The 25,384-nt window shown below is 63.8% G+C and carries 22 protein-coding genes; 16 read left to right on the top strand and 6 right to left on the bottom strand.

The annotated features are described in order from the left end of the window. The first annotated feature begins 441 nt into the window (after nt 1–441). Nucleotides 442–876: a hypothetical protein gene (locus tag ACT3TS_RS12780; RefSeq protein WP_444531899.1), complete on the top strand. Its 435-nt coding sequence runs from the start codon at nt 442–444 to the stop codon at nt 874–876. 536 nt (nt 877–1,412) lie between these two features. Here the strand turns inward: ACT3TS_RS12780 and ACT3TS_RS12775 are convergent. The 4 genes from ACT3TS_RS12775 to ku form a co-directional block, all read right to left on the bottom strand. Beyond that, nucleotides 1,413–1,967: a DJ-1/PfpI family protein gene (locus ACT3TS_RS12775; protein WP_444531898.1), complete on the bottom strand. Its 555-nt coding sequence runs from the start codon at nt 1,965–1,967 to the stop codon at nt 1,413–1,415. 28 nt (nt 1,968–1,995) lie between these two features. After that, nucleotides 1,996–2,154, bottom strand: a complete 159-nt coding sequence (locus ACT3TS_RS12770; RefSeq protein ID WP_444531897.1) for a hypothetical protein — start codon at nt 2,152–2,154, stop codon at nt 1,996–1,998. Between the two features lie 246 nt (nt 2,155–2,400). Further along, nucleotides 2,401–2,892 carry a hypothetical protein gene (locus ACT3TS_RS12765; RefSeq protein ID WP_444531896.1) on the bottom strand — a complete coding sequence of 164 codons (492 nt, stop codon included), beginning with the start codon at nt 2,890–2,892 and terminating at the stop codon, nt 2,401–2,403. 3 nt (nt 2,893–2,895) lie between these two features. Continuing rightward, nucleotides 2,896–3,927 carry a non-homologous end joining protein Ku gene (gene ku / locus ACT3TS_RS12760; RefSeq protein WP_444531895.1) on the bottom strand — a complete coding sequence of 344 codons (1,032 nt, stop codon included), beginning with the start codon at nt 3,925–3,927 and terminating at the stop codon, nt 2,896–2,898. Between the two features lie 139 nt (nt 3,928–4,066). Here ku and ACT3TS_RS12755 point away from each other — a divergent pair, with 139 nt between their 5' ends. After that, on the top strand, nt 4,067–6,658 hold the full coding sequence (locus ACT3TS_RS12755) for an ATP-dependent DNA ligase (RefSeq protein WP_444531894.1): 2,592 nt from the start codon (nt 4,067–4,069) through the stop codon (nt 6,656–6,658). Between the two features lie 217 nt (nt 6,659–6,875). Here the strand turns inward: ACT3TS_RS12755 and ACT3TS_RS12750 are convergent, their stop codons facing one another. Next, nucleotides 6,876–7,748: an SDR family oxidoreductase gene (locus ACT3TS_RS12750; protein WP_444531893.1), complete on the bottom strand. Its 873-nt coding sequence runs from the start codon at nt 7,746–7,748 to the stop codon at nt 6,876–6,878. A gap of 293 nt (nt 7,749–8,041) precedes the next feature. Here ACT3TS_RS12750 and ACT3TS_RS12745 point away from each other — a divergent pair, with 293 nt between their 5' ends. From ACT3TS_RS12745 to ACT3TS_RS12700, 10 genes are all read left to right on the top strand, one after another. Beyond that, nucleotides 8,042–9,487 carry a DUF2079 domain-containing protein gene (locus tag ACT3TS_RS12745; RefSeq protein ID WP_444531892.1) on the top strand — a complete coding sequence of 482 codons (1,446 nt, stop codon included), beginning with the start codon at nt 8,042–8,044 and terminating at the stop codon, nt 9,485–9,487. Between the two features lie 26 nt (nt 9,488–9,513). Beyond that, on the top strand, nt 9,514–10,194 hold the full coding sequence (locus ACT3TS_RS12740) for a hypothetical protein (protein ID WP_444531891.1): 681 nt from the start codon (nt 9,514–9,516) through the stop codon (nt 10,192–10,194). A gap of 193 nt (nt 10,195–10,387) precedes the next feature. After that, nucleotides 10,388–11,146: a LamB/YcsF family protein gene (locus tag ACT3TS_RS12735; RefSeq protein WP_444531890.1), complete on the top strand. Its 759-nt coding sequence runs from the start codon at nt 10,388–10,390 to the stop codon at nt 11,144–11,146. After that, nucleotides 11,143–12,732, top strand: coding sequence for a 5-oxoprolinase/urea amidolyase family protein (locus ACT3TS_RS12730; RefSeq protein WP_444531889.1), 1,590 nt, complete (start codon nt 11,143–11,145; stop codon nt 12,730–12,732). Before ACT3TS_RS12735 ends, ACT3TS_RS12730 begins: the two co-directional genes overlap by 4 nt. 265 nt (nt 12,733–12,997) lie before the next feature. Beyond that, nucleotides 12,998–13,465, top strand: a complete 468-nt coding sequence (gene bcp / locus ACT3TS_RS12725) for a thioredoxin-dependent thiol peroxidase (protein ID WP_444531888.1) — start codon at nt 12,998–13,000, stop codon at nt 13,463–13,465. A gap of 138 nt (nt 13,466–13,603) precedes the next feature. Continuing rightward, entirely contained in the window at nt 13,604–14,101 is a 498-nt protein-coding gene (gene uraD / locus ACT3TS_RS12720) for a 2-oxo-4-hydroxy-4-carboxy-5-ureidoimidazoline decarboxylase (RefSeq protein ID WP_444531887.1), read from the top strand. Then, a complete protein-coding gene (gene uraH, locus ACT3TS_RS12715; protein WP_444531886.1) occupies nt 14,098–14,436 on the top strand; it encodes a hydroxyisourate hydrolase in 339 nt (112 codons plus the stop codon). Before uraD ends, uraH begins: the two co-directional genes overlap by 4 nt. A gap of 2 nt (nt 14,437–14,438) precedes the next feature. Beyond that, entirely contained in the window at nt 14,439–15,344 is a 906-nt protein-coding gene (pucL, locus tag ACT3TS_RS12710; protein ID WP_444531885.1) for a factor-independent urate hydroxylase, read from the top strand. Between the two features lie 110 nt (nt 15,345–15,454). Continuing rightward, complete coding sequence (locus tag ACT3TS_RS12705; protein ID WP_444531884.1) at nt 15,455–16,933, top strand: nucleobase:cation symporter-2 family protein; 1,479 nt, start codon at nt 15,455–15,457, stop codon at nt 16,931–16,933. A gap of 712 nt (nt 16,934–17,645) precedes the next feature. Further along, nucleotides 17,646–19,037 (top strand): 8-oxoguanine deaminase, encoded by a 1,392-nt coding sequence (locus ACT3TS_RS12700; RefSeq protein WP_444531883.1) that lies wholly within the window; start codon nt 17,646–17,648, stop codon nt 19,035–19,037. Between the two features lie 51 nt (nt 19,038–19,088). Here the strand turns inward: ACT3TS_RS12700 and ACT3TS_RS12695 are convergent, their stop codons facing one another. After that, a complete protein-coding gene (locus ACT3TS_RS12695) occupies nt 19,089–19,844 on the bottom strand; it encodes an IclR family transcriptional regulator (protein WP_444531882.1) in 756 nt (251 codons plus the stop codon). A gap of 214 nt (nt 19,845–20,058) precedes the next feature. Between ACT3TS_RS12695 and ACT3TS_RS12690 the strand changes: the two genes are divergently transcribed. From ACT3TS_RS12690 to ACT3TS_RS12675, 4 genes are read left to right on the top strand one after another with little or no spacing between them, the layout of a single operon-like run. Continuing rightward, the gene (locus ACT3TS_RS12690) at nt 20,059–21,462 is read left to right on the top strand and encodes an NAD-dependent malic enzyme (RefSeq protein WP_444531881.1); all 1,404 of its coding nucleotides are present in this window, start codon (nt 20,059–20,061) and stop codon (nt 21,460–21,462) included. Continuing rightward, nucleotides 21,459–23,078: a malate synthase A gene (gene aceB, locus ACT3TS_RS12685; RefSeq protein WP_444531880.1), complete on the top strand. Its 1,620-nt coding sequence runs from the start codon at nt 21,459–21,461 to the stop codon at nt 23,076–23,078. The genes ACT3TS_RS12690 and aceB overlap by 4 nt, the downstream gene beginning before the upstream one ends. Continuing rightward, entirely contained in the window at nt 23,075–24,346 is a 1,272-nt protein-coding gene (locus tag ACT3TS_RS12680; RefSeq protein WP_444531879.1) for a DUF6986 family protein, read from the top strand. Before aceB ends, ACT3TS_RS12680 begins: the two co-directional genes overlap by 4 nt. A 10-nt stretch (nt 24,347–24,356) precedes the next feature. Further along, nucleotides 24,357–25,172: a bifunctional allantoicase/(S)-ureidoglycine aminohydrolase gene (locus ACT3TS_RS12675; RefSeq protein WP_444531878.1), complete on the top strand. Its 816-nt coding sequence runs from the start codon at nt 24,357–24,359 to the stop codon at nt 25,170–25,172. The last annotated feature ends 212 nt before the right edge of the window (nt 25,173–25,384 follow it).

Raw genomic sequence — 25,384 nt, 5'->3', positions numbered from 1 at the left:
TTAAGGTCGCCACGGGACCGCCAGATTCGAATACGATTTGGACGGCAACGGCTAAGGTCCACGCAACGTAGATGATTAGAAGAGCCGTGAATGCGATGCCCCGCAGCAGCCCAACACCATGGCTGGCCATTCAGGCGGCGGCTGTGCCACGGGCCCCCTCGGCAATCTTTACATCGTGTGGTTCGTCCATGTCCTGATCTTAGCCAGTCGCCTTAGATGAATGGGCGGTCCGAACAGTCTCGCTGTTTGAGGATGCCCGGCATAGACATTGACGTCAAGGAATTCAACTCCCACACATCCCACCCTGATTCGAAAACTACCTGCCCCGCAAGCGGAATCTCTCGTGGGAAACTATGTTGGGCATCATGATTTTCGTATTCTTGTGCTTCGCGGTGGAACCCATGCTGTAGCGTCGGGTGAAATCGATACTGGGGGAGAAAAATGAAACGTGTATCATTTCCGCTCGTTGTGGCGGCGGGCCTTGCTGCAATTCTACTGAGCGGCTGTTCAGGCGAGTCGGGGCTCAAGGCTCTGGACAGTGCAGCTACGCCCGACGACACCCTGCCTGCATTCGTCAGCTTGCAGGAGCAGGTGGACAGGGACAGTTCGCGCCTGCTCGCCACCAGAGACGGGGTACGGTACTTCGCGCTGCAGAGCGACGATGCCAGAACCACCTGCTTGGCCGTTGTTCCGCCAGGTGAGGGTCCCGACTGGCAGGTTGGTTGCAGCGACGCGAGACGAAGCGGTGAAATTGTTAATATGTCGTCATCAAAAGAACAGTTGTCAACGATTCTTTTAGGGGATGACTCCGACACCGGAAAACTTGAACCGGGATGGACGAAGATCGCAGACAACATTCTCGTTCTTGACCTCTAAAAGCTCGCTACTTACGATGCCATTTCACCCGTGATTGGTCGAGCCGCGCCCGTTCCGTAGGGGAACGACCTACGGGACTGTCTCGTCTCCCGAATTACCGCTAGTGAGATCCAGTGTTTGTGCAGACTTTTCCGAAATGGCATGCGCAGAACCAACCGATGACGGAGGAATGGCGCGCTTTCGGGCCATTTCTGGGTCTTGCTTTTCAATAATTGGATCATATGGCCAGGGAGCGTCGTCGCGGCTGCCAACAACAGTCCTTTAAGACCAGTCCCGTGTTTTGTTCGGTGAGCGGGCGCCCGTTATATGGGACAGAATTTCAGGCCCACAGGAGCCCATGCATTTGACTCCGACAATGCCGGCCCATCGCTCGCCAGTGCTCACCTTGTTCAAAGCAGTTGGTCGTCTCATTTGGGATCGTAAGTCGCGATTTCCATCGACGACGATGCGCATCCTGGAAAAGCGAGACGAAACTGGGAATTTCGTTGGCGACAGGCAGCTTGGGATCCAACATTAGTGAAATTGCCGGACAGGGATCAGATGAACGCCGTCACCATTGCTTGTACGAACTCTGGCAGATCAACGGTCGTTTTGCCGGTGATCAGCATCCAACCCTGTTCCGGACAGAACTGCACGTCCTGATCGGCCCATCGGGCTCCCGCGTCGATAATCTCCTGGGTCAGGCCGGGCCAACTGGTCACCACTTTCCCGGCAAGGACTCCGGCGTCCACCAGAATCCCCACCCCGTGGGAGATGGCAGCGACCGGTTTGCCCGCAGCGACAAAATCAACCACAAGACGCAACGCCTCCGCGTTGGCCCGCAATGCGTCAGCGCTTTCTTCGCCACCGGGCAGCACCAAGGCGGCGTAGTCGTTGACAACCAGGTCGCCGGCCAGCAGGTCAACAGCGAAAGTTTCCGTGGCGGGCACCCCCGCCATCACTGCCACCACCGGATCGACGTCCGTGGACACCAGCTCCGGGGTTCCACCGGCCGCCCTCACCGCCTCCCAGGTCGCGATGAGCTCGGAGTGTTCCACCCCGCTGGGCGCGACGAGAAACACGATCTTCTTGCCATTGATCTCATTGGTCACCGAACTGCGCCTCCCGCATCGATCGCGCTCAGCTCCTGATGGAGCCCCTGTTCCGGAACCAGCCCACCGCGGCCGTGGCAACAAACAAGACGATGCCAATAATGGCCAGCCAAACCAGGCCCTTGATCACGAACCCCAACAGCGTCAACACCAGCCAAATGACCAACAACCCGATTATCAGTCCCACAGCGATCCCGCCCCTCTCCACATTTTTCTCTGCCACATTCACGCAGCCCGGCCAATTCCCGGGCGGTTGACTGCCGCTTGTATTCCAAGGCTAGGCCCCGGGCATGGCCCTGACAACAGGCAGGCAGGCACACAGGTCCGGATGCCGACCGGGCAGCCCCAGTCCTACGGGCCCGCGTATGAACGGCGGCAGGTGGAAGACGGTGTAACGGCATCTGCGCCGTCGGACCTTGTTCGACATGGCGGACTAATTCTCGGCGTCTTCGCCGTTCGCAGCGGGCACGTCCTGCGGCAGCGCCTCGTGATGCGCACGGCCGTGGCTCCGGCGGCGCTCTTTCATCCCGGCTTCGAACAGGTGCCGTTTGCCGTCAACCAGGCTGTCCCGCGCCCGCTGTTCGGCGGCCTTGAACTCGGAGTAATACCCGTCGTCATATTCTTCAACCAACTGAAAGGTCCACCGCCCGCTGGCGATGTTGCGGCCTACAATCCGTTGGTCGATGTCGTTGGCCAGTTTCTGGTGGCCGGCGTCCCGCAACATGTCCACGGCTTCGCCCAGCGCCAGGTCGGCAGTGCCGGTCAACCGGTGAAAGCCATAGAGCAGGCCCCGTGCATGCTCCACCACTTCGAGCGCTTCAGAAAGTTTCCCCAGGGCTTTCACTGTTGCGTCGCTGACGCCGTCCGGCGGCCGATGGGCCGCATCCGGACCGTCGTGCGGCGGCAGGGCGTGCGAGTCCGGCACGGGCTAGGCCCTTTTCCGGGCGGCTGTTTCACCGCGGCTGGTCTTGGCCGCAGTCTTGGCCGCCGCGGTCTTTTTGGCGGCCGGCTTCTTCGCCGCCGGCTTTTTCGCTGCGGTCTTTTTGGCGGGCGATTTCGTCGCTGGCGGCTTCGTCGCTGGTGATTTTTTCTTGGGCTCCGCCGCCGGCTGTTCCTTTCCCGGCTTGTCCTGTTTGTCGGCAGCTGTGCCAGCTCCGCGGGTGCGCTTTTGGTCGACGCTGCGCTTGAGCGCCTCCATCAGGTCGATCACGTTGCCACCGCCGGAACCACTGTCTTGAGTCGCTGCTTCCTTGTCGCCAAACGTGGCCTCCGTGTCCAGGGAGTCGCCCTGCTTGAGCTTTGCCTCAATCAAGGTCCGCAGTTCCACCTGGTAGTCATCCTCATATTCGCCCGGGTCGAAATCTCCACGGAACTGGTCCACCAGAGCTGAGGACATCTTCAGTTCCTGGGCGCTGATCTTCTTCTTCGCAGGTGTCTTGAGGAAATCGGTGTCGCGCACTTCGTCACCCCACAGAATGCCTTGCAGGAGCAGCACCTGCCCCCGGACCCGCAGCGCACCCAGCCGTGATTTCTGCCGCAGGGCAAACTTCACCACGGCCGTCAGCTCCGTGTTTTCCAGTGTCTTGACCAGGAGGGCATAGGCCTTGGGAGATTTGGAGTCCGGTTCAAGGAAGTAGCTGCGCCCCAGCATAATGGGGTCGATTTGTTCGTTGGGGACGAACTGCACCACCTCAATTTCGCGGCTCTTTTCCGCCGGCAGCGATTCCATGTCTTCCTCGCTCAGGACCACCGTGCGTTCACCGTCGTCGTACGCCTTGTCAATGTCGTCGTAGTCGACCTTTTTCCCACACACCTCGCAGCGGCGCTGGTAACGGATGCGTCCGCCGTCGGCGTCGTGGACCTGATGCAGGTTCACATCATGGTCCTCGGTTGCCCCATATGCCTTGACCGGGACATTGACCAACCCGAAAGCTATTGAACCAGTCCAAATTGATCTCATATTGCCAGTCAAGCATCATCATCGGGCTGGCGCCAGAGCAGGCATCCGGCCACTGAAGCCCTTCCACGTCTGGCCGCCGGCCACCATGGCGAGGTTGGAAGTGTTGGCGGGGTGGCCAAGTCTGCGTCGGGCGGACACAATGAAACCAAGCACCCAAAGGAGCCGCCCCGTGTCACGTTCCACTGAACAGCTGGTCGACGTCGCCGGCCGGCGCCTGAAAATCAGCAACCTGGACAAGGTGCTCTACCCGGAAACCGGCACCACAAAGGCCGACGTGCTTGGATACCTGGCCGAGGTTGCCCACGTACTCATCCCCCAGGCGGCTTGGCGGCCGGCCACACGCAAACGCTGGGTTAATGGGGTGGGCACCCCTCACGAACCTGGGAAAGTCTTCTTCCGCAAGGATCTCGAGGACTCGGCCCCGGACTGGGTCCCGCGGCAGAAACTGACCCACAAGGACCATGTCAACCATTACCCCCTGGTCAACGAACCTGCCGTGCTGGCGTGGTTCGGCCAGCTGGCCGCCTTGGAGATCCATGTGCCCCAATGGCGGTTCGGTCCTGACGGCAAGCCTGCCAACCCCGACCGCCTCGTCCTGGATCTGGATCCCGGCGACGGCTCTGGCCTCCCGGAATGCGCAGAGACGGCGCTGTTGTGCCGAGAGCTGCTCACCGGCATGGATCTGGAGGCATTTCCGGTCACCAGCGGATCCAAGGGCATCCACCTTTACGTGCCACTGGACGGCAGCCACACGGCGTCCGACATCTCCGAAGTCGCGCATGAACTGGCCACGTCCTTGGAAGCCGACCATCCGCATCTCGTCGTTTCCGACATGAAAAAGTCACTGCGCACAGGCAAGGTTCTGGTGGACTGGAGCCAGAACAGTGAAGCCAAGACCACCATCTGCCCTTATTCGCTGCGGGGCAGAAGCCGCCCCACCGTCGCCGCGCCACGAACCTGGGACGAAATCGCTGACCCGCAGCTCCGCCAACTGGACTACCGGGAAGTCCTGGCGCGTGTGAAGGACGGGATGGACCCCATCGGAGCCCTTGGCTGGCAGCACCCACACGGTAGTGACAGGCTGGAGAAATACCGCTCAATGCGCGACGCCGGCCAGACTCCCGAACCTGTTCCGACCGACCCTGCGCCGGGAAGCCAGTCCGAGGCGCCGCGCTTCGTGATTCAAGAACACCACGCGTCCCGGTTGCATTGGGACTTCCGCCTGGAGCACTCCGGGGTGCTGGTTTCCTGGGCCGTGCCGAAGGGCCCACCACTGGACTCCGGCAAAAACAGGCTCGCCGTCATGACCGAGGACCACCCCCTGGGCTACGGCACCTTTGAAGGCACCATACCCAAAGGACAGTACGGCGCCGGGGACGTCACCATCTGGGACACCGGCACCTGCGTGCTGGAAAAATGGCGTGAAGGCAAGGAAGTCATCGCGGTCCTGCACGGAAAATCGGATGGCGGGCTCGGCGGCGTCCCCCGCCGCTATGCGCTGATCAACACGCCCGGCATGAGCGACGGGAAGAAAGCGGAAGACTCGAAGAATTGGCTCATCCACCTCATGAAGGAACAGCCCGGGCCCGGCAGCGCAACAGGCGGCACACCCGGCACCAAGGCGGGCAGGACCGGCGTCGACCGTGCCACCGGCACCAGCCCGCGCACTCCTGCACGGCATGCGGGGCGGAGTGCGGAAAGGCAGCCGTGGGACGGTGAAACGGCGCAGCTGCCTGCCCCGATGTTGGCCACCGCCGGCACGCCGGGCGACCTCGATCCCGAGCAGACGTGGAGCCTTGAGATGAAGTGGGACGGAATGCGGGCCGTCGCCGGGGTGGCGGGCGGGGCGGTGCGGCTGACCAGCAGAAATGGCAACGACGTGACGTCCACGTATCCTGAGCTGCAGGAATTGGCTGCCCTGGCCGCCGCCGGATCCGTGTTCGACGGCGAGATTGTCGCCCTGGATGCCGCGGGCCGGCCGGACTTTGGTCTGCTGCAAACCCGCATGAAGCTCACCTCCAAGCGCGACATTGAGAAGGCGGTCCACAAGGTCCCGGTGCAGTTGATGCTGTTCGACGCCCTGCAGACCGGCGCCCGCAGGGAAGACGGCGCCCCGCAACCCTTGCTTCAGGAGCCGTACAACAAACGGCGCGAAGCACTCTTCGCTGCCGTCACGGAGGGCCAGCACATCCACCTGCCGCCGGCCCACACCGGAACCATCGAGGAGGCCATGGCCACCAGCCGCGAACTCGGGCTGGAAGGTGTGGTGGCCAAGCGCACCGACGGCAGATACCTTCCGGGCAGGCGCAGTCCGGGCTGGCTGAAAATCAAGGACGAACGCCACCAGGAAGTCATCGTGATCGGCTGGCGCAAGGGACTGGGCCGGCGCAGCGGCTCCCTGGGCTCGTTGCTGCTGGCCGTGAACGACGGCGGCCGCCTCCGGTATGTGGGCAGGGTCGGTTCGGGGTTCTCCGACCGGGAGTTGCAGGATGCCGCGGCGCGACTGCAGAAGATTGAACGGAAAACCCCGCCCGTGGACGGCATCCCTGCCGCGGAGCGCCGGGACGTTGTCTGGACCACGCCCAAGTTTGTGGGCGAAGTGAAGTTCACGGAGGCCACGAAGGACGGCAGGCTCCGCCATCCGGTTTGGCGCGGCTGGCGCCCGGACAAGTCAGCCGGGGACGTTCGGTGGGAGGCTGGGGCCAGCGGTGGGGAGCCGGTCCCCCACTGACGCCCGTTTGCCACCGTCAACGGAGCGGCTGCTTCCGCTGCTTGATTTGTGTAGGCTGCGGCAGTTGCAAATTTGGGCTGTTGTGGCCCGTCCGCGGATGGGTTCATCGTCATGCCTTCAGACCCTCGCTCAGATGAGGGGCTGTTTCGACGAACCCTCGCTTAGATACGGGCCACCGTTTCCGTTCCTGTCCTTTCGGAGGTGATTATCGGACCGGTCAGGCGGAACTTTGGTGCACCTCTCGCAGGAACGGCTCCAGTCTTCTGTGTCCTGTCGCGGTTCCTACGGCATCAATTTTGAGCGATTCGAGGAAAAAGCGCGTGAGATTGCTGGCCCGGGGAGAAGTTCGATCGGCCGCCCACTGGAGCGGCCGCTGGATCCCTGGCTGGATGCGGAGGATGCGCCGGCGGCGACCAACGACCCTGAACGCAAGTTCTTCAAGTTCGCGGTAGCTGAGGGTGTCCGGACCGCCAACATCCCAGCTCGTTGACGGTTCGGCGAGATGCCCGACGATGAAGTCTGCGAGATCTGCACCATGGATCGGATTGATTTGCGCGGCACCGTCCCCAAGTGTGAACCCAAGGCCCTTTCTCGCCAAGTGCAGGAAATCGGAGACATCAGAGAAATAGCCAGACGGGTTGACGATCTGGCCAGCCACGCGGCTGCGCCGCAACGATTCCGAAAACGCATGCTTGGCGCGCATGGTCAGCGATGTGCCGCTCTCGCAGTTCAATACGTTGACATAGAGGAAGGACGCCGCACCGTTGCGCTCCGCATCCTCGAGCAGACTCAAGTTGCCCAGAAAGTCGATGTCCCACGGGCTCGCGTTCTGCCGGGTGACCCCCAGTGCCGAAACGACGCGGTCGGCACCTGCGCAGGCGTCCCGAATCGTCGTCGGGTCCGAATAGTTGACAGTTTTCCACTCGGCGACGCGCCCGCGCAGCGATGGTGCGCCAAACGGGCCTGGGGCTTGCGCCGATTCCTGGGAGCGGACCAGTGCGCGCACCCGATAGCCTTCGGCGTCGAGCGCCTCCACGACATGACGGCCCACATAACCAGTGGCTCCCGCAACAACGATCGTCTCGTTCATTCCACCCACCCTCCTTGACAGCCCGCCACACACATTGAGTCTGTGCCCCGCGGGAAGCCTCGTCAACCGTTCTCCGCGCCTCGCGACCCAGGGGCCGGCCTGCACCACCATCGGGCCAAGTCGCAGCAGGCAAGGATGCGCAATGCCACCCCGTAGACTTGGGAACCGATTGAGGGAGATGGATGACAGCGGACGTCTTGGACAGCCCACTAAATTCTGTGGTTGTCGCGCAGAGTCCCTGGCGACGGTTCTGGGCGGTTCTTGGTGCTCCGCTTCGGGGTGAACTTCGTTGGGTGAGCATTCTTGCAGTGCTCTCCGTGGCGGTTTATTCGACGATGTCGCTCCTTCGCTACAGCACATTCCGGTCCTCCGGGTATGATCTGGGAATTTTCGATCAGGTGGTCCGTCAGTACTCGGCTTTCATGGGGCCATACAGCGAAATCAAGGGCCTGATTTACAACATCCTGGGAGACCATTTCCACCCCGTAATCGCCGTGTTGGGGCCGTTGTACTGGCTCTGGAACGACCCGCGCATGCTCGGCATTGCCTTGGCAGTGCTGGTAGCGTCGTCGATCTTTCCCGTCTACCTGTTCTGTCGGGAAAGGCTGGGCCAAGGGGCATCCTTGGCGGTTTCCGGAGCTTATGTTTTCTGGTGGCCGATCCAGGGCCTGGTGAAGTTTGACTTTCACGAAATTGCCTTCGCCGTGCCACTCATCGCTTGGATCATCCTCGCCCTGGACCGCAACCGGTATGCTGCCGTCGCAGTTCTCTGCCTCGTACTGCTCGGGGTTCGTGAGGACATGGGGTTCATGGTCATGGCCATCGCCATGCTGGTCGCCCTGCGCCGGCGTTGGAAGCTTGCCCTGGCCATTTTTGCCACGGGAGCAGTCGGTTACTTGCTCACAACGGGCCGCCTTATTCCGCATTTCAAAAAATCGAGCAGCTTCGCGTACTGGCAGTACTCCGATTTGGGCCCAACCATGGGTACCGCGATTTCCTTTATCGTGACGCATCCGCTCAAATCGGCGGCCATCCTGTTCGACAACACCACGAAGCAATTCCTGTGGGCGGCTCTATTCATTCCACTGGCGCTGCTGCCCTTCCTGTCCCCCTATGTGCTTCTAGCAGCCCCGATTATTGCCAGCCGCCTGCTCAGCGACCAGCCAGGCACCTGGTCCACAGCCTTTCAATACAACGCCATCTTGGCTCCGATCCTTGTCCTTGCCGCCGTCGATGTCCTCACCAAACTCGTCAACCGGTTTCCGCGCCTGCAGCGAGCCAAAGTGTGGGCACCCACTGCATTTGCCGTTTCAGTTGCTGCAGGCATTGCCTTTATCCCCGGGCTCTTCCCCGTCCACAACCTCGTGACAGGGAAAGCGTGGGAGTACACGGCACACATGGCCGCCCAACAGCGGGTGGTAAATATGATTCCCTCCGGCGTCTGCGTGGAGGCCGACGACAGGCTGGTGCCCCACCTGACGAACCGGACCAATGTGGGCATGCTCGGCCGGCAGGTCGACTACGCCAGCTGGGCAGTCATCGACTTCACCCAGGCTGACACCGGTGGAGGCGGAGACGGCAATTTCACACCCTTTGACGCACTCCAATTCAAGGAATACTACGGTTTTCGCGTCGTCCACGAGGACGATGGACTCATGGTCCTCCACCGCCCTTACCTGCCCGGCCGGGACGCACCTGACTTCTGTTCCTCCCCCTACCAGTCCGGACGCAACGAATGATGACAGTCTTGCCCGGATTTCACCGTATGCCTCGCATCCGGACCATCCCTTCCCTTGCAGCGCTCGGTCTCGCCTTCCTTTTGATGACCGGGTGCGCCACACAAACGCTCACCCCGCTTGACGTCTCCGGCGTGCAACGGCTCACGACAGCCGAAAGATTCACGGTGTCCGCAGACGGCAATTATCACGGCTGGTGGGATGAGGAACCGCTGCCCGGCCAACCCACCAACCTCGTCATTTTCAGCACCACACAAAACACCGTTATCCAACGAATCGGCTCCCCGCAAGAGCTCACGGGAACGAACTTGGAAACCCTGCAGAGCAGCAAATGGGCTCCCAACGTCATGCTCGTCCTGGACCCGGCACGAAACCGCATCATGGCAAGCTTCAGCGTTGACACCAAGGGCCAGCCAAGCAACGATTCTGTCCTTCAAATGACCATCACCGGGTACGAAGGCTGGTGGAACGGCACCCCCGAGGACGGCGACGTCGCAGGTCTGCCCAATGAAACGGTCCAGATCAACACCCGAACCAACACCGTCATCGATAGTTTCAACCGCACGACAAAGGGCAGCAACATCAACTACACGGTCCACCCTGACCCCGCTTGGCCGAAGGATTCAATCATCATTGTCGACACAGCCACCAACAAAGTCGTGGACAGCTTCCCCGTGGACGAAACCGGCCGGCCACTGCCTGACCAATAGCCATTAAAGCGCAGCGTGCACGCCAAATCCCCGCCACCCCGGGAATCTGCAGCGCCAGCCAGGGTCAGTCGGATCCCATCGCCCGCGCAATGCAGCCCCTACCATGCGGTTCACGCGGGCCCCTGCCGACTGTGTGATTTTCCCGGGCCGGGGACGTAGTCTCGAAGCAGGCAGTCAACAAAAAGGAAAAACAATGGCAACCATCGACCTGAACAGCGATGTCGGGGAGTCGTTTGGCAACTGGACGTTCGGGGATGACGAACGAATCATCGAATCCGCCTCCAGCGTCAACGTCGCCTGCGGCTTCCACGCCGGCGACCCAACCACCATCCGGGCAACCGTCGCCGCCGCCCAACGTGCCGGCGTCGCCATTGGGGCGCACCCCGGGTACCGCGACCTGGCCGGCTTCGGCCGGCGTTTCATCGACATGGCGGCTGCCGAACTGACCAACGACGTGATCTACCAGATCGGCGCCCTGCAGGCACTCGCGGCGGCAGAAGGCGCCACGGTGCAATACGTCAAGCCCCACGGCGCCCTCTACAACACGATTGCCAAGAACCCGTCGCAGGCGCGCGCCGTCGTCGACGCCATTCTGGCCGTCGATCCAACCCTGCCGCTGGTCGTCCTGCCGAACTCCGAAATCCACCGGGCGGCGCAGCTGGCCGGCCTCCGCGCCATCCCCGAAGCCTTCGCCGACCGCGCCTACAATCCCGATGGCAGCCTGGTCCCCCGCACGGAGCCCGGTGCCGTGCTCACGGACGTGTCCGCCGTCGTCGCACAAAGCCTCCGGCTGGCCCTCAGCCGGGAAATCCAGGCGGTCGACGGCAGCATCCTGCAGGTCTCCGCCGAGAGCATCTGTCTCCACGGCGACACCCCCGGAGCCGTCGAGATGGCCGCAGCCGTCAGGCAGGCACTCGCCGGTGCCGGTGTGGCAATCCAGAGTTTCGTGTGACACCCACCCCGCACATTGCTGGCATCCGCCCGGTGGGTGACCGTGCCATTCTGGTCGAACTCCCCGGCCTGGACGCAGTCCTCAGCCTCCGTGCCTTCCTCACCGACCAACCGGAGGAAGGCCAGCTTGACGTGGTGGCTGCTGAGTCGACGGTTCTCATCACCGCCGCCTCCACCGCCGCGGCCGCCCGCATCGCCCGCAAGGTCCGGGCCGCAGAGCTGTCCACGCCCCAAGGGCGCGACGATGCCGTGGTGGTCATCGACACGGTGTACGACGGCGAGGACCTTGGTGAGGCGGCCGCCTCGGCCGGCCTGACTCCCGAAGCGTTGGTGTCCATGCATTCACAACAGCTGTGGACGGCGGCCTTTGGCGGCTTCGCCCCGGGATTCGCCTACCTCGTTTCAGCGGTGGCGCACCCGCCCATTCCACGCCGAGAATCCCCGCGAACAAGCGTCCCGGCCGGATCCGTTGCCATGGCCGGCCGCTATTCGGCCATCTATCCCGGAGCCTCGCCCGGCGGATGGCAGCTGATTGGCCGGACCGCCGCTCCCTTGTGGGATCCGGCGCGAGAATCCCCCGCGCTCATCAGCCCCGGCAACCGGGTCCAGTTCCGTCCGGTCCGGGAGGTCGTCGCCGCCAGAAACCCCAAAAGTACGACGGCGGCCACCCCCGCCAGCGTCGTGGTGCGGGCCTCCGGGTTGCAGACCACCGTTCAAGACCTGGGTCGGGAGGGCTTTGCCGACATTGGCGTGACAGGATCCGGCGCCCTGGACCGGGCATCCCTGCGCCGCGCCAACCGCCTGGTGGGCAATGACCCCGGAGCCGCTGCGCTGGAAACAGTGCTGGGCGGTCTGGTCCTTGAAGCCGTCCATGACCTGGTCCTCGCCGTCACCGGCGCACCGGCACCCCTGACCATTACCACCGCCACGGGCTCAGCGGACATGGGTGCGGATCGCGGTCAGGACCCAGAAGCACCCTTTGCACTTTCGGCGGGGGAAAGCCTCACCATTGGCCGCCCGGCGTCGGGATTTCGGAGCTACGTTGCCTTCCGCGGCGGCGTCGACGTCCCTTCGGTCCTGGGTTCGCGCTCGACGGACCTGCTGTCCGGAACAGGGCCGGCGCCCATTGTGGCAGGCACCGCACTGCCGGTCGGCCAGCCTTCAGCCCACAACGTGGTTGGCAACCCGGAAACGCCCCCGCCCCCACCGCCGGAGATCACCACATTTCGTTACGTGCCGGGCCCGCGGGCCGACTGGTTCACACCGGAGGCCGCATCAGCCTTCCATGAACAAGTCTGGACCGTCTCCCCGGCGTCCAACCGCATAGGCCTGCGCCTGCTCGGTGATCCCCTGACGCAGTTGCGCGACGGCGAGCTCGCCAGCGAAGGGACGGTGAACGGGACCATTCAGGTACCCCCGTCCGGGTTGCCGGTGTTCTTTCTGGCCGACCATCCTGTCACCGGCGGCTACCCTGCCATTGGGGTAGTTATCTGCCCGGACCTGGACAGGGCCGGGCAATTGGCCCCCGGAGCCCAACTCCGTTTCCAGCCGGTTCCCGACGCCGGTCCGGTGCCTGTCCAGCCATAAATCCTTGCGCGCTCATTTCGCGGGCGGTCATTACGTGGGCGGAAACTGGCAGCGCATTGGAAACGGCAGTGCCACGGAAAGTCTCTGCACATTGGAAACGGCAGCGCCGCAGGAAAGTGTCCGCCGCGGAAAACGAGGCCGGAATGTTCCGTCCCAACCATTGACATCCCGGCATTCCAAACCTAGTCTTTTTTCACCAGACAATATTGAATTTTCATAACGTGAAATATTGTACCGTGGATCACCAACAGCACCCAGGAGCGCCATGTCACCGCAACTCACCCCCGGAGCACCCGCACCCAACTTCTCCCTGCCCGATGCAAGCGGCAAACCAGTCTCGCTGGCCGACTACGCCGGTCGACAGGTGGTGGTCTACTTTTACCCCAAGGCGGCAACGCCCGGCTGCACCACCGAGGCCTGCGATTTCCGTGACAACCTCGCCGCCCTGCAGGGTGGCGGCATTGAGGTGATCGGAATTTCCACCGACCCCCAGGAGGACATCGCCGCATTCGCGAAGGACTTTGAACTGAATTTCCCGCTGCTCTCAGACCTCGACCACACAACGGCACAGGCCTGGGGCGCGTGGGGCGAAAAGAAGATCAACGGCACCACCTTGATTGGCACGCTTCGCTCCACGATGGTGGTCAATGGCGACGGCACCGTCGAGTCGGCCGAATACAACGTCAACGCCGAGGGCCACGTGGCGCGGCTGCGGACAAAGCTAGGCCTGTAGGGCAGTATTGACAATAGCAATGTGATCCTGTTCACTATTGCATATGCTGAAATAACAGTTCCACGATACGAAACTTACATGAAGCTCGTATAGCCTACGCCGTGGATGCCAGCATTTGATTTCCAAGGACAGCAAACCATGTTGCTGAAACAATTCAATGACGCCGACAAGGTCCAACTTGTCGAAACGCTCCGCCCCTGTCTGGACATCCAGCGGTGGATTGATGAAATCACCGCCGCCCGCCCTTACGCCAGCCTGGACCTGCTTTTCAGCCAGGCCGGGACAGCTGCCAAACCATTCACGGCTGCGGAGATATCCGCCGCCATGGCACACCACCCACGGATTGGCGAGCAGGCTGCGGGCACCAGCACCGAGGCGGCCCTGTCCCGCAAGGAACAGTCGGCCGTTGACCCGGCCAACCGGAACCTCACCAAGGCCTTGGCCGACGGCAACCGGAACTACGAGGAAAAGTTCGGCCAGGTGTTCCTAATCAGGGCCGCCGGCCGGACACCGCAGGAAATCCTCACAGCACTGGACGGGCGCCTGGCCAACACCCCTGAACAAGAAGCCCCCATAATCGCCGCCCAACTGCGTGAAATTGCGCTGCTGCGGCTCAAAGGAGTGATGGACACTTGAGCTCACACGTCACCACCCACATACTCGACACCGCAACCGGCACGCCCGCGTCCGGGGTCGCCGTCGAACTTCATGCCGGCAGCGGCAACGGCTGGACCCGGCTTGCCTCCGGCACCACGGATCCCAACGGCCGGGTGCAGGACCTTGGCCCGGCGCAACTCCCGGCCGGGAACTACCAGCTCCGCTTCGACACGGGCAGCTACTTTGCCGGCAGCAACACAGAAACGTTCTTCCCCGAAGTCGCACTCACCTTTTCCGTCAAGGCCGGCCAGGAGCACTACCACGTGCCCCTGCTGCTGAGCCCGTTCGCCTATTCAACGTACAGAGGGAACTAGTCATGACCAACAACATCATCCTGGGCGCCAACCAGTACGGCAAGGCCGAGGTCCGCCTCGTCAAGATCACCCGCGACACCGCCCGGCACAGCATCGAGGATCTCAGCGTCACCTCCCAGCTGCGCGGCGACTTCGAGGCCGCCCACCTCGAGGGCGACAACGCCCATGTGGTGGCCACCGACACCCAGAAAAACACCATCTACTCGCTGGCCCGTGACGGGGTCGGCTCCCCCGAGGGGTTCCTGGCGCGCCTCGCCGAACATTTCACCGGCTCCTTTGACTGGGTCACCGGCGGCCGCTGGGCTGCCGAGTCCTACGCCTGGGACAGGATCCAGGCCAACGGCACCGGCCACGACCATTCATTTGTGCGCAACGGCCAGGAGGTGCGCACCGCCGTCGTCGTCAAGGACGGGGCCGCCACGCATGTGCTGGGCGGGCTGAAGGACCTCACCGTGCTCAAGTCCACCGGCTCCGGCTTCGTTGGCTACCCCAAGGACAAATACACGACGCTGGCCGAAACCACCGACAGGGTCCTTGCCACCGATGTGGCCGCGCGCTGGCGCTACAACCCGTCCTCGGTGGGCACCCTTGATTTCAACAAGACGTACGACGACGTCAAGGCGCTCCTGCTCGAAGGCTTCACCGAAGGACATTCCCACGCCCTCCAGCACACGCTCTTTGAGATGGGCAAGAAGGTCATGGCCGCCCATGAGGAGATCGACGAGATCAAGTTCTCCATGCCCAACAAGCACCACTTTGTGGTTGACCTGACCCCGTTTGGCCAGGACAACCCCGGCGAGGTGCTCTTCGCAGCCGACCGGCCCTACGGCCTGATCGAGGCCACGGTGGCCCGGGAAAACGGCTCCGACGCCGGCAACGCCTGGGAAGGCATGGCCGGTTTCTGCTAAACGCATCATCGGTGCCGCGCGCCGCCGGGCGCCGGCACCGCAGCAGCACCGCGCCAGCCCCCAAAGCGGGTTGACCGCATTTCACCGGTAAGCAGACAAGGAGGTCCGCTATGACCAGGTCCCAGAGTTCAATGACCAAGCCAGCACGGCCCGAGGACGAGAAACTCGGCCTCGGTGCAAGTTTCGCCTACGGTTTCCAGCACGTTTTGACCATGTACGGCGGCATCATCGCCGTCCCGCTCATCGTTGGCCAGGCCGCCGGCATGGACACGGCAGAAATTGGCCTTCTCATCACTGCCTGCCTGTTCATGGGCGGTCTCGCCACGCTCCTGCAGACGATCGGCATTCCGTTTTTCGGCTCCCAGCTTCCTCTGGTTCAGGGCGTGTCGTTTGCCGGCGTCGCCACCATGGTGGCCATAGTCAACGGTGACGGCGGCATTCAATCGGTGTTTGGCTCAGTCATCGCCGCGTCCGTGATCGGGCTGGCCATCACGCCGTTGTTTTCCAAGATCATCAGGTTCTTTCCCCCGGTGGTCACCGGCACGGTGATCACCACCATTGGGCTGACGTTGATGCCCGTCACCGCCAACTGGGCCATGGGCGGCAACTCCCAGGCACCCGACTACGGCTCCCCGGCAAACATCGGCCTCGCCGGGCTCACCCTGGTCATCGTGCTGTTGCTCAGCAAACTTGGCAACGCCACAGTCTCCCGGCTCTCGATCCTGCTGGCGATTGTCATCGGCACGATCGTGGCACTGGCCTTTGGCATGACGGATTTCTCGCAGGTCGGGGTGGGACCCGTCGCCGCGTTCCCGGCACCGTTCCACTTCGGCATGCCCACCTTCCACCTCGCCGCCATCATCTCCATGCTCATCGTCATCCTGGTGACCCTGGTGGAGACGTCCGCGGACATCCTGGCCGTCTCGGACATCGTCGAGACAAAGGTGACCTCGCGCCGCCTGGGTGACGGCCTGCGGGCGGACATGCTCTCCAGCGCGGTCTCCCCCATCTTTGGCTCGTTCACCCAAAGCGCGTTCGCACAAAACGTCGGCCTGGTGGCCGTCACCGGCATCAAGAGCCGCTTTGTGGTCGCCGCAGGCGGCGTGATCCTGGTCGTGCTGGGGCTCATGCCGGTCATGGGCCGTGTCGTTGCCGCCGTGCCCACGGCAGTCCTGGGCGGTGCCGGCATCGTCTTGTTCGGCACCGTGGCAGCCAGCGGCATTCGCACCCTGTCGGCAGTGAACTACAAGAACAACATGAACCTGATCATCGTGGCCACCTCCATAGGCTTTGGCGTCATCCCCATCGCCGCACCCACGTTTTACGACCAGTTCCCCGACTGGTTTGCCACGATTTTCCACTCCGGCATCAGCTCCTCGGCCGTCATGGCGATCGTGTTGAACCTGCTGTTCAACCACTTCAAGCGCGGCAACTCGGAGAACCCCTCGGTGTTCGCCGAGGCCGCCGAACGACGCATCTCCCCGGAGGTGCTGGGCCTCCTCAAACACGGTGACCGCTGCGAGGAGGGGAAGCTGATCGACGCCGAGGGCAACGAGATTCCCCTGCTGGAGGCGGACCCGCAGCACTGACCTTCCCGCAGCGCTGCAGCCTTGCCGGACTGCAGCCTTGCCGGACGACGTCGGCACCCGCCTCCCACAGGCTGGTGCCGTCGTCGTTCCGGCCGGGTCAGTGACGGCCGGTCACCCGTGGCGGGCGTTGTTCAAGTGAAGCCCGCGGGCCAAGCCGCAGCCGGCGCTGTGAACACTACAATGCTGTGAGGAGTCGCTTCCTTGGGCCAATGCTCGACCAGAGTTTCCGCTTTGTCGACAGCGACCGTCCATGTCGCTGCCATGATTTAGCGCCAGATTCGGCAAAGGCTGTGTGGTTATTGCAGCCCGGCAACCCAGTTCTGCATTTAGAGCCGGCCTGGAGGACCAGGGCCTTGGAATGGTTCGTGAGTGTGCAGGAAACGCCGCTAAAACCGTCCAGATGAGTCATTACCTGTACTCTCACGGCCGTGACCACCCCAAAATATCCATTACGGGCCAATCACCGCCCAATCCAAGCGAAACTACTTGGATCTGGTGCCCCGTTCGACCCAGGAGCCTACGCTCCGCATCATTGACTTCCCCGGCAGCGTCACATAAATTGCGTACAGGCCCGTCCGGCGGGCCAACCTGGATCAGCAGACAGGGCCTTCCCGCAGAGGCAACACTGAGCTGGCACCCTCGCGGTGCCGGCTTTTTTTGGCACCCGGCACCGCGGCCACACCCCCGCCCCGCCCCCTGCAAGGAGCCACCAATGAATTCCCTCTTCACACCAGAACCAGCCACCCCGACCCGCCCACACCGGCTGTGGCTGAAAAACCCGCTGGCCGTCTTTACAGCCAACGAACTCGACGCCGGTGGCGGTGTCGTTGTTTCCGGCGGCGTCATTGCCGAGGTCGTCGGCACCGGAAAAGCTCCGGCCGCACCCTGCGACGAAGTTTTTGACGCCGGCCGGCACGTGCTCACACCGGGTTTGATCAACACCCACCACCACTTCTACCAAACACTCACCCGCGCATGGGCTCCTGTCGCCGATGCGGAGTTGTTCCCGTGGCTGAAAACCCTCTACCCGGTATGGGCCAGGCTGACGCCGCGGGACCTTGAGCTGGCCACGACGGCCGCCCTCGCCGAATTGCTGCTCTCCGGCTGCACCACTGCCGCCGACCACCATTATTTGTTCCCCCGCGGCCTGGAGGACGCGATCGACATCCAGGTCCAGGTGGTGCGGCAGCTGGGCATGCGGGCCACCCTGACCCGGGGCTCCATGTCGCTGGGCGAGGACGACGGCGGGCTGCCGCCGCAATCGACCGTGCAGGACCCGGAGGTCATCCTGGCCGACAGCGAACGGCTGGTTTCCGCCTATCACGAACGTGGCGACGACGCCGTCATCCAGATTGCCCTGGCCCCTTGTTCGCCGTTCTCCGTCACCCGCGAGGTCATGATGGAAAGCGCCGCGCTGGCCGAGAAACTCGACGTGCGCCTGCACACCCACCTGGCGGAGACCCTTGACGAGGAGGATTTCTGCAAGGAAATGTTTGGCCTGCGCACGGTGGACTACCTCGAAAGCGTGGGCTGGCTGACGCCCCGGACGTGGCTGGGCCACGGCATCCATTTTGACGACGCCGAGATAGCCCGGCTGGGAGCCGCCGGAACCGCCATCGCCCACTGCCCGACGTCGAACATGCGCCTGGCATCCGGCACGGCCCGCATCCTTGAGCTGGAGGCGGCCGGCTCTCCGGTGGGACTGGGCGTGGACGGCTCGGCGTCCAACGACGCGTCCAACATGATCCAGGAAGCCCGGCAGGCGTTGTATCTGCAGCGGCTGCGCTATGGCGCCTCCGCGGTGAGCTGCGAACGGGCGCTGGGCTGGGCCACCCGGGGATCGGCCCGCGTGCTGGGTCGCGAAAGCCTGGGCGAAATTGCGCCGGGACGGCAGGCGGACCTGGCCATGTTCACCCTGGACGAGCTGCGCTTCTCCGGTTCCCACGACCCGGTTGCCGCCCTGCTGCTGTGCGGGGCGGACCGGGCCGACAGGGTCATGGTCGGCGGCGTGTGGCGGGTGGTCGATGGGCAGATCCCGGGACTTGACCTGGGCGGGCTCATTGCCGACCACAGCCAGGCCGCCAGGAAGCTCGTGCAAGGCTGATCCCCACCAGCTCCCCAGCCTGGTGCCTCCACCGGGCCCCGGCGGTCCTGCCTAGTTGCTGTTGAGCTCCGCTGAAATGACGGCGGCCGCCGCCGCCAACATGGGCACCGCCCGGTCGGCAAAGGACTGGTCAACACGGGTGACCGGGCCGGAGACCGAAATGGCGGTGGGGGTGGGCGCGTTGGGGACGGCCATGGCGAAGCACCTGACGCCGAGCTCCTGCTCTTCCTCGTCAATGGAATAGCCGCGGCTCCGGATCAGCTCCAGGTCGGCAAGCAGGCCCTCGACGGTGCCGATGCTTTTGGGCGTGGGTGTTGGCATGCCCTGTCGGGCAACAATCCCGCGCACGGTGTCGTTGTCCAGCTGGGCCAGCAGCGCCTTGCCCACCCCGGTGTCATGGGTGTGTGCGCGGCGGCCCACTTCGGTGAACATGCGCATCGAGTGGGGCGAGGGTACCTGGGCGATGTAGATGACCATGTCGGACTCCAGCACGGCCATGTTGGCCGTCTCCCCCAACTTGTCGACAAGGGTTTTCAGCTGGGGGCGGGCCAGTGCGCCGAGCTGCTTGTTGGCGCCTTCACCCAGCCGGATCAGGCGGGGCCCGAGCGCGTAGCGCCGGTTCGGCAGCTGGCGGATGTAACCCAAAGACACCAGCGTGCGCAGCAGCCGGTGGATTGTTGGCAGCGGCAGGTCGGTGGAACCGGAGAGCTCACTGAGGGTCACGTCCCCGCCCGCATCCGTGATGAGTTCAAGGAGTTCAAACACGCGTTCAACGGATTGCACGCCGCCGCCGGTCTTTGCTGCCATGGTCCAACTCCCAAGTCCCTGGACCGGACTGCCGCCCGGTCAACTTATCCACATCGTGAAAACAACGTTTCACCCTCCAAGATACCGCATCATGAAACTTTTCAGAACATCAAACCGCAAGACTTGTTATTCCATAAGATAGATAATAATATCCAGCATACGAGAACATAAGTGATTTCGGACGGCCCACGGGCCACTATGCAAAGGACGTTCAATGGCGAATACAAGTCCCGGAAATTCCATCACCCTGCGAGTCAGCGCACCCTCGCGCTTCACCACCACCAGCGAACTTGCGGCTGCCGCCGCCGCGGCGGGAGCAGCCGTCACCGCCCTGGATGTTGCGGAGTCCCACCACGAACGCATCATCGTGGACATCACGGCCAACACCACGGACGAAGACCATGCAGCACGCGTTTCCGATGCCCTTGAGGCACTCGAGGGCGTCACCGTCCTGCACGTTTCGGACCGCACCTTCCTCATGCACCTCGGCGGCAAGCTCGAAGTTGTCCCGAAAGCACCCCTGCGCAACCGGGACGATCTCTCCCGGGCCTACACTCCCGGCGTCGCCCGCGTCTGCATGGCCATTGCCGACGATCCCGCACTGGCCCGGAACCTGACCATCAAGCGCAACACCATCGCGGTGGTCACCGACGGCACGGCCGTGTTGGGCCTGGGCAACATTGGCCCGGCCGCGGCGCTGCCCGTCATGGAGGGCAAGGTGGCCCTGTTCAAGCAGTTCGCCAATGTTGATGCCTGGCCGGTGTGTCTTGACACCACCGACACGGAAGAGATCATCAGCATCGTCAAGGCCATTTCCCCGGTGTACGGCGGCATCAACCTTGAGGACATTGCGGCACCGCGCTGCTTTGAAATTGAAAAACGCCTGCGCGCGGAACTCGACATCCCGGTCTTCCACGACGACCAGCACGGCACGGCGATCGTGACACTGGCGGCACTGACCAACGCCCTGCGCGTCGTGCGCAAAAAGATTGCCGACGTGAAGATTGTGGTGGCGGGGGTGGGGGCCGCCGGCAACGCCATCATCTCGCTGTTGGTGGCCCAGGGAGCCACCAACATCATTGCCTGCGGGCGCAGCGGCGCCGTGCACCGCGGCGACAACCATGCCGACCCGCACCGCGCCTGGCTCGCGGAGCACACCAACCCCGAGAACTTCGCCGGCTCGCTGCACGAGGCCATGCCCGGTGCCGACGTGTTCATCGGCGTCAGCGGCCCCAACGTCCTGGGCGAGGAGCAGATCGCCGCCATGGCCGGGGATGCCATTGTCTTTGCCATGGCCAACCCCACCCCCGAGGTCGACCCCGTGCTTGCCGCCCGGCATGCCGCCGTCGTGGCCACCGGCCGCAGCGACTTCCCCAACCAGATCAACAACGTGCTGGCCTTCCCGGGCTTCTTCCGCGGCCTCCTCGACGCCGGCGTGTCGGAGATCACTTTCGATATGCTGGTCGCGGCGGCCGTCGCCATTGCCAACCGTGTCGACGATTCTGAACTCAATGCCAGTTTCATCATTCCCAGTGTTTTCGACCCGCATGTGGCCGATGACGTTGCCTTCGCCGTGACCAACGCGGCAGGTTCACCCCTTGAAAGGACGAACTCATGACCAGTCCCGCCTCCACCCTTGTTGTCACCGACCCCACACCGATCCCCCGGGCCGCGGAAATTCTGACCCCGGAAGCTCTGGACTTCCTGGCCGAGCTCAACCGCCGTTTCAACCCCGCACGGATCGAACGGCTGGCCGAACGCACAGCCAAGCGTGCCCAGGTGGCGGCCACCGGCGGACTGGACTTCCTGCCCGAAACCGCCGACATCCGCGCCGGCGTCTGGAAAGTGGCGCCGGCCCCGGCCGCCCTGACCGACCGCCGCGTGGAAATGACCGGCCCCGCCTCCCCGGCCAAGATGGCCATCAACGCCCTGAACTCCGGCGCCAAGGTTTGGCTGGCCGATCTGGAGGACGCCAGCACCCCGCTCTGGTCCAACGTCATCGACGCCGTCCTGAACCTGCGCGACGCCGCCCTGGGCACCCTTGCCTACACCTCACCCGAAGGCAAGGAATACCGGCTGCGCACGGACGCACCGCTGTCGGTCGTCGTCGCCCGTCCCCGCGGCTGGCACCTGGAGGAAAGCCACATCCTGGTCGACGGCGAGCCTGCCTCGGGCGCGCTGGTTGACTTTGGCCTGCTCTTCTTCCACACCGCCAAGCAGCTGCTGGCCAACGGCCAGGGCCCGTACTACTACCTGCCGAAGATGGAAAGCCACCTCGAGGCACGGCTCTGGAACGACGTTTTCGTCTTCGCCCAGGACTACCTTGGCGTCCCACAGGGCTCCATCCGTGCCACTGTCTTAATTGAAACCATCCCGGCCGCCTTTGAAATGGACGAGATCCTGTACGAACTGCGCGAGCACGCCTCGGGCTTGAACGCCGGCCGATGGGACTACCTTTTCAGCATCATCAAGTACTTCCGCGACGCCGGTGCCGCCTTCGTCCTGCCTGATCGCGCCCAAATCACCATGACAGCCCCGTTCATGCGCGCCTACACCGAACTGCTCGTGAAGACGTGCCACCACCGCGGCGCGTTTGCCATGGGCGGCATGGCCGCGGTCATCCCCAACCGGCGCGAACCGGAAGTGACCGCCGCGGCCTTCGCGAAGGTCAAGGCCGACAAGACCCGGGAGGCCGACGACGGCTTCGACGGCTCGTGGGTGGCCCACCCCGATCTGGTGCCCGTCTGCGCGGAGGTGTTCGACTCCGTTCTGGGCGAGCGCCCCAACCAGCTGGACAAGCAGCGCCCCGAAGTGGACGTCACCGCCGCCGATCTGCTGGACATTGCCTCGGCCAACGGCACAGTCACCGAGGCGGGCCTGCGCCTGAACCTGTACGTGGCAGTCGCGTACACCGCCGTCTGGCTCTCGGGCAGCGGCGCCGTCGCCATCCACAACCTCATGGAGGATGCCGCGACAGCTGAAATCTCCCGCTCCCAGGTGTGGCAGCACATCCACAACTCCGTGACGCTGGCCGACACCGGCAACACCGTCACCCGGGAACTGGTGAAGACCATCCTCGACGAGGAAACCGCCAAGCTGCACGGCGAGGTTGGGGATGCGGCATTCGCCAAGTACTACAAGCCCGCCAGCGACCTCATCGAAGAGATCTGCCTGTCGGAGGACTACGCGGACTTCCTCACGACACCTGCCTACGAACTGGCAGCGCGGGCATGAGCCCGGCGCCTTCGCTGACCGCCGCCGACCTGGCAAGGATCGATGCTTCCCTGCAGGCCACCGACGAGTTGCTGGAACGCAACTATCCGGGCGACGACGGATCCCGCCAGCCGGTGCATACCGTCTATGTCCCGGCAGACCGCTTCACCCCGGATTTTGCCGCCGATTGGGGTGGCCAGGCCTTGGCCGCAGCCGAGGGGCACGGCGGGCTGGAGCGCCTCGGCACCCTGCTGGGCCAGGACGGCGGGCTGGCCGCACCCGTGGCCCAGCGCGTTGGCGCAAAGCTGGCCTCGGAACCGATCGAGGACCTGCGCCTGGATTTTGAGGACGGCTACGGCGATCGCGGGGACGAAACCGAGGACGCTGACGCCGTGGCAGCCGGCACGGCCGTGGCCTCGGCCGTCGCAGCGGGCACGGCGCCGCCGTACATCGGCATCCGCTTCAAATGTTTTGAGGCGGCCACCCGGGCCCGGGGCCTGCGCACCCTTGACCTCTTTGTCTCGACCCTTGCCGCCGCCGGTGAACTGCCGCGGGGACTTGTCCTGACGCTGCCAAAGGTCACCACCGTCGACCAGGTCAAGGCGATGGACTTCGCCGTCGGCCGCCTTGAGGAGGTCCATTCACTTCCCGCCGGCCGGCTCCGCTTTGAGGTTCAGGTGGAGACCCCGCAGTTGATCCTCGACGCCAACGGCACCTCGCCGGTCGCCCGACTGGCCCATGAGATTCCCGGCCGGATCAGCGCCCTGCACTACGGCACCTACGACTACAGTGCTTCACTGGAAATCGCCGCGCAGTATCAATCAATGGAGCACCCGGTGGCCGACTTCGCCAAGGAGGTCATGCAATTGGCCGTTGCCGGCACCGGCATCCGCCTCTCCGACGGCTCCAGCAACGTCATTCCCATGGGCGACGGCACCGAAGACGCCTGGCGGCTGCACGGGAGGCTGGTCCGGCGTTCGCTGGAACGCGGCTTTTACCAGGGCTGGGACATGCACCCGGCACAACTGCCCAGCCGCTTCAGCGCCACGTATGCGTTCTTCCGCCAGGGCCTGCCGGCTGCGGCGGCCCGGCTCGCCAATTATGTCGCCCACACCGAGGGCGCCGTCATGGATGAGCCGGCCACCGCCCGCGCACTGGCCAACTTTGTGCTGCGCGGCGTGGAATGCGGGGCCGTTGGTGCCGGTGAAGTTGCCGCGCTGACCGACATTGACATTCCCCGGTTGACCGCTTTGGCGCACCCGCGGCTGGCACCAGCCACTTCCAAGTAAGGACTCAACGATGACTGGCAAGTACTACTCCCCCCGGGGCGGCCTGCCGCCCCAGACCCACCTCACCACGGAACGGGCCATCGTGAAGGAGGCCTACACGGTCATCCCCAAGGGCGTCATGACCGACATTGTGACCAGCAACCTCCCGGGCTTCACCAACACCCGGTCCTGGATCATCGCCCGCCCCATCTCCGGCTTCTCCACCACGTTCTCCCAGCTGATCGTTGAGATCGGCGCTGGCGGCGGCGCACCGAAGGCCGAATTTGAGCCCGGCGTCGAGGGCGTTGTGTTTGTCACCACGGGCAAGGTCAACCTGACGCTCGACGGCGAACTGCACGCGCTGGAGGAAGGCGCCTACGCCTATCTGGCCGCCGGTTCCACCTGGGGCCTGGAGAACATCTCCGGTGATGTGGTCTCCTTCCAGTGGATCCGCAAGGCCTACGAGCGCCTCGAAGGTTACGAGGCCAAATCCTTCGTCACCAGCGACGCCGAGGTGGAGCCCACGGCCATGCCTGACACCGATGGTGCCTGGCAGACCACCCGCTTCACGGATTCCGCCGACCTGGCGCACGACATGCAGGTGAACATTGTGACGTTCCAGCCGGGCGGGGTCATCCCGTTCCCGGAGACCCATGTCATGGAACACGGCCTGTACGTGCTGGAAGGCAAGGCCATGTATCTGCTCAACAACGACTGGGTTGAAGTGGAGGCAGGCGACTTCATGTGGCTGCGCGCCTTCTGTCCCCAGGCCTGCTACGCCGGCGGCCCCGGCCAGTTCCGCTACCTGTTGTACAAGGACATGAACCGGCAGATCCGCCTGACCTGACACTGCCTGCGCGGTTAATGCCGCCGCTCCCGCATTTTGCCGCCTGTACACCCTGCGGCAATATGCGGGAGCGGCGGCATTTTTGCGTTGCCACGCCGCTTGCACACCACCGCTGCCCCGATTCCGCGCCCCCGGTCTTTGCACAGCCCTTGACTACCACGAACAACCTCCCTAGACTTTTCATAAAGCAGAATCTAAATTCCATCAAGTGA

Source organism: Specibacter sp. AOP5-B1-6, assembly GCF_052376555.1.
GTDB lineage: Bacteria > Actinomycetota > Actinomycetes > Actinomycetales > Micrococcaceae > Specibacter.
Note: the sequence above shows the minus strand (reverse complement) of the source record. Positions and strands in the feature narration are given on the sequence as shown.